Annotated in this window: 4 protein-coding genes and 1 pseudogene; all 5 read right to left on the bottom strand. The window is 75.9% G+C overall.

The window, feature by feature from the left end; all coding sequences use genetic code 11:
• Positions 1 to 4 precede the first annotated feature (4 nt).
• The 5 genes and pseudogenes from MHY85_RS19635 to rimP all read right to left on the bottom strand — a co-directional run bounded on the left by MHY85_RS19635 (position 5) and on the right by rimP (position 5,862).
• Positions 5 to 2,140: a glucoamylase family protein gene (locus MHY85_RS19635; RefSeq protein WP_239199822.1), complete on the bottom strand. Its 2,136-nt coding sequence runs from the start codon at positions 2,138 to 2,140 to the stop codon at positions 5 to 7.
• A 187-nt stretch (positions 2,141 to 2,327) separates the two neighbouring features.
• Positions 2,328 to 3,662 (bottom strand): annotated as a pseudogene (gene sucB, locus MHY85_RS19630) (2-oxoglutarate dehydrogenase, E2 component, dihydrolipoamide succinyltransferase); the annotation flags it as partial.
• 123 nt (positions 3,663 to 3,785) lie between these two features.
• Positions 3,786 to 4,025, bottom strand: a complete 240-nt coding sequence (locus tag MHY85_RS21990) for a YlxR family protein (RefSeq protein ID WP_374234167.1) — start codon at positions 4,023 to 4,025, stop codon at positions 3,786 to 3,788.
• Positions 4,026 to 4,150: 125 nt separating this feature from the next.
• The gene (nusA, locus tag MHY85_RS19615; RefSeq protein WP_239199818.1) at positions 4,151 to 5,281 is read right to left on the bottom strand and encodes a transcription termination factor NusA; all 1,131 of its coding nucleotides are present in this window, start codon (positions 5,279 to 5,281) and stop codon (positions 4,151 to 4,153) included.
• Positions 5,282 to 5,283: 2 nt separating this feature from the next.
• Positions 5,284 to 5,862, bottom strand: coding sequence for a ribosome maturation factor RimP (gene rimP / locus MHY85_RS19610; RefSeq protein ID WP_239199816.1), 579 nt, complete (start codon positions 5,860 to 5,862; stop codon positions 5,284 to 5,286).
• Between the last annotated feature and the right edge of the window lie 280 nt (positions 5,863 to 6,142).

Here is a 6,142-nt window from a genome sequence, read left to right as displayed (position 1 = left end):
AGGGTCAGGGGGTCGGGCGGCGGCGGAGGAGCAGGGACGCGCCGGCCGCGAGGGTGGCGAGGGCCGCCAGGACGCCCAGCGCCGCGTGCGCCCCGGTCACCGCGAGCTCGGGCTCCGCGCCGCCGGCCGCGGGCTCGTCGCCCGCCGGGGCGGTGCCGGCGTCCGTGCCCGCGGCGCCGGGCTCGACCGGGCCGGCGTCACCCGGCAGGCCGGGTGCGGCCGGGGCGACGGTCAGCGTGATGCCCGCGCCCGCGACGGTGATCCCCGCGTCGTTCGTCGTCGACAGCGCGAGGGCGTGGTCGCCCGCGGGCGGCGGGGCGACGTCGCACGCCCACGCGCCGTCGGCGTCGACGTCCGCGGTGCACCAGACGCCGCCGTCGGGGCCGGTGACCGTGAGGTGCGCGCCGGGCTCGCCGGTGCCGGCCAGCCGGGTCACGGCGTCGACCGTCGACCCGGGCGCCGGCTCGGTCAGCACGGGCGGCACCGGGGCGGCCGCGGACGAGAACACCTCGGCGGCGAGCACCGGCCGGAGGTTCTGCTCCATGTCCGGCCCGACGACGTGCTCGCGCAGCAGGCCGTCGCGCAGGTAGTTGCCGATCGCGGCGACGATCATCGACTGGTCGAGCGACAGGTACCGCTCGGCGACGGTCCCGGAGCGCACCGCGACGGCGTCGTAGAACCCGCCCGGCCCGTACGCGTCGAAGTCGGCGGCGATGTTCCTGAGGTTGTCCATCACGCCGCGCGGGTCGTACTCCAGGCCCAGGAACGCGGCGTGCGGGGTGACGACGCCGTCGCCGAACTCCGGCTCGGGGTTGGTCGCCTCGCGGCAGCCCGCGAAGCCGAGGTCGACGTCCGTCGTGCCGTCCGACAGGTAGCCGTCCGACCGCATGCCCAGGACGTCGACGCCGTACTCGGCGTAGCCGCCGTGCGGGTCGCTGGCGGGGGAGAAGCCCCAGTAGCCGTAGCCCGCCTCGTCCAGGCCGTGCCGCTTCTGCGCCTCGACGACCAGCGGGTGGTTCACGCCCCACGACCGCGGGGCCCACTCGGACTCGGGCACCAGCATGTCCGGCATCAGCGCCTCGAACATCGAGCCGCCCCAGCCGGGCACGAGCGCCATCTCGCCGTAGTGGTACACGCCCTCGTAGACGGGGACGCCGTCGTAGGTGCGGGTCACGCCGCTGGGGCGCTGCTCCTGCCAGGACCAGTCGCAGGTCGACGGGAACGTGCGGTACGTGCCCCAGTACGCCTCGGGGGGGATCTCGCCGTCGGTGATGCCCAGGTACAGGGCGATCCGGGTCTCGGAGACGGTCGTGTCGTAGTGGTGGCAGGTGTAGTAGACGGTCTCGCCGCCGGTGTAGTTGCCGGGCACCGAGCAGCCCGACGGCTCCTCGTCCCAGAAGCCGCCGCGGATCAGCCCGACGCCGAGGTCCGCGCGGCCCTCCGGGTTGTAGTAGACGCCGAAGTGCATCGAGTCGTAGAGGGCCGTGGCCTCGTCCGCGAGCCTCGGCTCGGCCGACGCGACCACCCGCAGCGCCGCGGCGAGCCAGCCGTTGTCGACCGACGACAGGAAGTGCTCGACCGGGTCGCCGCTGTCCGGCCAGGTGTCCACGCGCTCGCCGGTGGCGGGGTCGTACCAGTTGTAGAACATGCCGGACTCGTCGTGCCGGTCCATGCCCTCGAGGGTCGCGAGCGTGGTGGCCATCCGCGCACGGGCCTCGTGCCGGCTCATCAGCCCGAGGTCCCGCGCGACGACGGTGGACCACAGGTAGCCGCCGATGTTGGTGGGCGACGTGTAGGCGCTGGCGGTGGCCGGGTCGAGGTCGCCGCCGATGTTGTCGGCGACCAGGCCGGTGCCCGGGTCGGTCATCGCGTCGAGGGACGCGTAGGTGTCGGCGAGCCAGGTCCGGAGCTGGCGCACGTCGCGCCCGCCGCCGTGCCCGCCGCCCTGCCCGCCTCCGCGGGCCTCGTCGCCGGCCGTCGGCTGCGGCGCGGCGGACGCGGCGGCCGGCGCCAGCAGGGCCCCGGTGCCCGCCAGCAGGGCGGCCAGCCCCGCGGCGAGCGCCCGGCGCCGGCGCGGTCGGGCGGGGGGTGCGGGGGAGTCGGTCCGGCGCCGGGTGGCGGCGCGGGGTGCTGCTCGCATCGGGTCACGTCCTCGTGGTCCGGGGCGCCGAAATTTCGACACCCGTTGTCGAAAGAGCGCCAGCACGGTAGCCGCACGCCGAGCACCGGTCAACGGCCCGGGCCGCCCCCCACCCGCACCCCGGGCACGACGACGCCCCGGCGACCGCGTGGGTCGCCGGGGCGTCGCGTGCTGCGTCAGGCGGTGCTCAGAGGCCGACCTCGGCCTCGAACGCGCCCTCCTCGATCCGCTGCTTCACGGTCATCAGGTACCGCGAGGCGTCCGCGCCGTCCACCAGGCGGTGGTCGTACGACAGGGCCAGGTAGCACATCGACCGGATCGCGATGACCTCGGCGCCGTCGGCGTCCTTGATCACGACCGGGCGCTTGACGATCGCACCGGTGCCCAGGATGGCGGAGGTGCCGCCCGGGACGATCGGGGTGTCGAACAGCGCACCGCCGGAGCCCGTGTTGGTCACCGTGAAGGTCGCGCCGGACAGCTCGTCCGGGGTGACCTTGTTCGCGCGGGTGCGGCCGGCCAGGTCGGCGATCTTCCGGCCGATGCCGGCCAGGTTGAGGTCGCCCGCGTCCCGGATCACCGGCACGACGAGGCCGCGCTCGGTGTCGACCGCGATGCCGATGTTCTCGGTGCCGTGGTAGGTGATCTCCTTGCCCTCGAGCACGCCGTTGATCTTCGGGTGCACCTTGAGCGCCTCGACCGCGGCCTGCACGAAGAACGGCAGGAACGTGAGGTTGACGCCCTCGCGGGCCTTGAAGGAGTCCTTCGCCTTCGCGCGGAGGCGGGCGACGCGGGTGACGTCGACCTCGACCACGGAGGTCAGCTGCGCCTGGCTGTGCAGGGCGTCGACCATGCGCTCGGCGATGACCTGGCGCAGGCGGCTGGCCTTCTCGGTCGTCCCGCGCAGCGGCGACGGCTCGACCGGCTTGGCCGCGGCCGGGGCCGACGGCGCCGACGGGGCCGCGGCCGGGGCCTGCTGGGCGGCGGCCGCCTTCGCGGCCTCCTCCGCCTTCGCGGCGGCCTCGAGGACGTCCTCCTTGCGGATGCGCCCGCCGACGCCGGTGCCGGTCAGGGTCGACGTGTCGACGCCCTTCTCGGCGGCGAGCTTGCGGACCAGCGGGGTGAGGTACGAGCCCTGCGCCTGCGCCGGGGCGGCCTGCGGCTGCGGGACAGCGGCCGGGGCCGGGGCCGGGGCCGCAGCAGGCGCGGCGGCGGCCGGGGCCGACGGCGCGGGAGCCGCGGGGGTCGCCGAGGGCGCCGGCGACGCGGCCGGGGCGCTGGCGGGCCGGCTCGCGGCGGGCTTCGCGCCGCCACCGGCGGGGTAGGTGTCCCGCAGCTTGCGGACCACCGGGGGCTCGATCGTCGAGGACGCCGAGCGCACGAACTCACCGAGCTCGTTCAGCTTGGTCATGAGGGACTTGCTGTCGACTCCGAGCTCCTTGGCGAGCTCGTAGACGCGGACCTTGGCCACATCTCTCCCTGTCTCGGCCCGCCCGGACAGGGTCGGACCGTCGTTAGTGCTGGGTACTCATCGCTGGGTACTCATCGGTGCGTGCTCATCGGGCAGCCATCGGCTCTTCGACCCGCTTTCCCTGTTCGACGGTGCACATGCCACCCCGGCGGGGTGCCCGGGCGGCGACGGTCCTCCTCATGCCCCGAGGTGCTCCCGGACCGCGGACGTGTCCAGCGGCCCCGCGAGACGCAGGGCACGCGGGAACGCACGACGGCGCTCGGCGAGCTCGAGGCAGTGAGGATCGGGGTGCAGCCACGCCCCCCGGCCCGGCAGCGCCCGGCGCACGTCGACCACGACCGCGGGATCTCCCGCGTCCGTCGTCGCCGCGACCACGCGCAGCAGGACCGACCTCGGACCGGCGTTCCGGCACCCCACGCACGTGCGCACCGGGCCCACGACGACCTCCGCCGCGGGATCCGCTGCGTGGGTGTCGGGGTGGCGCCTGCTCGGCGAGGAGAGCCGGGCGTCCGGCCCAGCCGCGACCAGTCTAGCGCGCGACGTCACCCGACTCGACCGGCGCCGCCGGCGTCGGCCTCCGCCGCGGGCGAACCGGCGGCCTGCGCGCGCTCCTGCGCGCCCTCGTGGCCGGCGTCGGCGCCCTGCGCGTCGGACCGGATGTCGATGCGCCAGCCGGTCAGCTTCGCGGCGAGGCGGGCGTTCTGGCCCTCCTTGCCGATCGCGAGCGACAGCTGGTAGTCCGGCACGACCACGCGCGCGGCGCGGGCGGCCGGGTCCACGACCGTGACGGACAGCACCCGGGCGGGCGACAGCGCGTGCGCGACCATCTCCGCCGGGTCGTCCGAGTGGTCGACGATGTCGATCTTCTCCCCGTGCAGCTCCGCCATCACGGCGCGCACCCGGGCGCCGAGCGGGCCGATGCAGGCGCCCTTGGCACCCAGGCCCTGCACGCGCGAGCGCACCGCCATCTTGGTGCGGTGCCCCGCCTCGCGGGCGAGCGCCGTGATCTCGACGTGCCCCTCCGCGATCTCGGGCACCTCGAGCTCGAACAGCTTGCGCACGAGGTTCGGGTGCGACCGGGACAGCGTGATCTGCGGGCCCTTCGACCCGCGCGACACGTCCAGCACCAGCGCGCGGATCCGCTCGCCGTGCACGTACTTCTCCGTCGCCACCTGCTCGTGCGCCGGCAGCACCGCCTCGGTGCCGCCGACGTCCACCAGCACCACCCGCGGGTCGCGGCCCTGCTGGATGACGCCGCCGAGGACCTCGCCCTCCTTGCCGCGGAACTGCCCGAGCACCTGGTCGTCCTCGGCGTCCCGCAGCCGCTGCACGATCACCTGGCGCGCGGTCGCCGTGGCGATGCGGCCGAAGCCCGCGGGGGTGTCGTCGAACTCGGGACCCAGGGTCGTCGTCGTCGGCGGCACCGCGGTCACCGTGCCGTCGCCGTCCTCGGTCGGCCCGGGGGCGTCCGGCGCGGGCACCACGGTGCGCTCGCGCGCCCACACGGTGACGTGGCCGGAGCGGCGGTCCAGCTCGACCCGCGCGTCCGGGTGCGCGTCCGGCGTCCGGTGGTAGGCGGACAGGAGGGCCTGCTCGATGGCCGAGACGAGCACGTCCAGGCTGATCTCCCGCTCCCGCTCGATGAGCCGCAGCGCCTGCATGTCGATGTCCACGATCAGTCCTCCCGGCCCTGCGGCCCGTCGGGGGCGGAGTCGCCGCCCCGTGCGTCGTCCTTGTCCCGGACCAGCTCGACCTCGACGCGGCCTTCGCGCACCTGCGCGAGGAGCAGCCGCACCGGGTCGCCGACCTTCGTCGGCCGGCCCTTGACCCCCGGCGTCTCGGGCGTCACCACGACCGCGTCCTCGGCGTCGGTCGCCCCGCGCTCGACGTCGACCAGGCGGCCGGTGAGCGACCCGCCGTCGACGAGCCGGAGGACGACCAGGCGGCCGATGGCCCGCGCGTAGTGGCGGCGGGCCACGAGCGGGGCGGTGGCGCCGCGGCTGGACACCTCGAGGGTGTAGCGGTCGGGCAGGCCGTCCAGGTCGTCGAGCGCGGCGGAGACGGCCCGGGAGACGTCGGCGACGCCGTCCAGGTCGACCTGCTCCTCGGCGTCCTCCGGCGCGTCGAGCACGACGCGCACCACGGCGTGGCCGCCCTCGCGGCCCAGCTCGACGTCCTCCAGCCACAGGCCGGCGGCGGTCACCACCGGCTCGATGGTCTCCCGGATGCGCTGCGCGCTGGCGGGCGCGGCCATGTTGACCTCCTGTGTCGGTCCTCGGCGGGGTGCGGCCTCGTCGCGCGCACGCCGACACCGGGGACGTCGACGCTGTGTGGTTGTCGGTCCTGCACGGTGGAGCGGCGCGCGGCGGACCGCGGGCTGCCACCAGCGTACTGACTCCGGCGCGCGGCACCCGCCGGACGGGGCCCTCACCGGGTGCGACGTGCGCGACACCGGGCCGGCCGGGGACCTCGGTCCGGCCCGCGGCGGGGCGGCCGTGGCAGGATCGCCCGCGATGCCCCGCACCGCCCCGCCC

It is taken from the genome of Cellulomonas sp. ACRRI (assembly GCF_022346185.1).
Classification (GTDB): domain Bacteria; phylum Actinomycetota; class Actinomycetes; order Actinomycetales; family Cellulomonadaceae; genus Cellulomonas.
The sequence above is the reverse complement of the archived record's forward strand: the minus strand, read 5'-3'. Positions and strand labels throughout refer to the sequence as shown.